Origin of the sequence: Microcoleus sp., assembly GCF_049646505.1 — a bacterium.
In the GTDB taxonomy this organism is placed as follows: Bacteria; Cyanobacteriota; Cyanobacteriia; order Cyanobacteriales; family Microcoleaceae; genus Microcoleus.
In genome coordinates, this window is sequence record NZ_JBARVX010000319.1 from 1 (window position 1) to 1,704 (window position 1,704).

2 protein-coding genes are annotated in these 1,704 nt (G+C 42.7%); one reads left to right on the forward strand and one right to left on the reverse strand.

The genetic code is table 11. The annotated features are described in order from the left end of the window. Positions 1-264: 264 nt before the first annotated feature. Entirely contained in the window at positions 265-792 is a 528-nt protein-coding gene (locus WBA89_RS16535) for a helix-turn-helix domain-containing protein (RefSeq protein WP_424408270.1), read from the forward strand. Between the two features lie 312 nt (positions 793-1,104). Here WBA89_RS16535 and WBA89_RS16540 read toward each other — a convergent pair whose 3' ends face one another. Continuing rightward, positions 1,105-1,347, reverse strand: a complete 243-nt coding sequence (locus tag WBA89_RS16540) for a hypothetical protein (RefSeq protein ID WP_424408271.1) — start codon at positions 1,345-1,347, stop codon at positions 1,105-1,107. Positions 1,348-1,704: the final 357 nt, after the last annotated feature.

Here is a 1,704-nt window from a genome sequence, read left to right on the forward strand (position 1 = left end):
ATATATCAGGGGCAAATCCACAAAATTATGCAAAACCCAGAAAATAAATTAAAAAAATTACCGACAGTAGCCGAAACTAGAGTCTAAGCGAGAAAATTACCAAAATTCAGCCCCACTCCCCTGTCAGGTCGCTAACTGTCATCAGTAATCGCTCAAAAGCCGTGCCACCAACTTTTTGACTTGTAAACTGCACCACTTAAAGTTGAGCTTTCAAGTATAATAAGCTACCTGAGTCTGGTAATAACCTGATATACATCAGGAATTATGTTAGACTTCCATCAGGAAATTTACACACACCTATTTATGGCATCCACAAACGATCGCTTCGTCGAAGCAGAAAGCCGCTGGGACTTAAAAACTCTGTACTCCGACTTGGCCGCCGTTAAAGGAAAGCCTCTCACCCCCGTAGAAAAGCTGCACCTGCGGGGGTTGCTTTGTGGCAACAGTCCCGCTGAAATTGCCGAAAAGCTGCAAAAGAATCCCAAGGGTGTGGAAACTGACCTGTGTGCCACTATTTATAAATACGTTAAAGTCTTTGTGGGTAAAGGCATTGAAAAGATAGAAAACTGGAGAAATATTGCTGAATGGCTTGAGGATGCTGGATATAAAACTCAGTCGTCTGCTAAATTCCCGGTCAAAGATTTATTACCAGAAAATTGTATTGTTAATGTAACGAATATAAATATCGATAACAATCAAATAGTATTTTTTCTAAACCTGCGAATACCGACCTCACAAGATTCAGAATTGTCAATAGAAAATCTAGACATCAACGATAACAACGCTAACTAAATTTTTGCCACAACTCAACTAATTGGTAGGGTGAAGCGAGTAAAATCAGGAAGCGCGATCGAGAACGGGTGTGGGAAAGATGCTATGTTCCCACACGCTCGTTTTTCTACAGGTAGTGCCGAGAAACCAGCGTGTCCTTATTTGAAACCCCTAATTTGAATTATGGAGTTCCCCAAACCCCACTCCATCTTCATTGCTTCTCTCTGTAATTCCTATTGCTCAGACAAATTATTAAAATTTTGATTAACTGTTTTTGTCAGGTAAAAAAGGTCAGTTTATGTATTTTTGATTTCTGATAATTTAAGCCGCTTCCTAAGTTTTGGATGGTTCAAAATTCCATCCGTTGGCTGCACTAAACGCCTCTAATACTTGCACTTGGCGCACTAAATCTTCTTTCTGGTCGCGACTAGAAACTAGGCGCGCAGTTGACAGTGATGCGATCGCCAGAGCTGATTCAACTCTCCCGGCGTAATGCGTTTGATATCGGTTAAGAAAAATCTTTTTTGACCTGAAGGTGAACGCTGGCGATCGAATTTTTGCTGAATCTGCCCGCATCCTTAAAGTTATGACTCAGATGCCTAGTTCTTTGGCAGCGTCTCCGATACAGATTGTCATTTCTGGAATGTCGCTCAGGGTAGTTTCTGCGGCAGAGTGCGCTCCATTATCCGATCGCTCCACAAGAAATGACCGGGGGCGATCGCAAATTTAGGCTACAACTCCCGACTCAACAGTCGATCGAACTCCTCAATTTTGTGTGGGGATCTAAAATTCACCTAAAGTTCCATCCCCTTTGGCAAAACCCTTCCTAAGATAGAAGTTAGGGGCGATCGGTCTAACAGCCGATTAGCGGGGCAAACGGCAAGCACCTGAAAATCCCCAACTAACCAGCCGCAAGACAGGGAGAACATCCAA

Bases quoted from the DNA above. Each gene is read 5' to 3' on its own strand.
- WBA89_RS16540 (WP_424408271.1), bottom strand. From the start codon at position 1,347: ATGCGGGCAGATTCAGCAAAAATTCGATCGCCAGCGTTCACCTTCAGG.
- WBA89_RS16535 (WP_424408270.1), top strand. From the start codon at position 265: ATGTTAGACTTCCATCAGGAAATTTACACACACCTATTTATGGCATCC.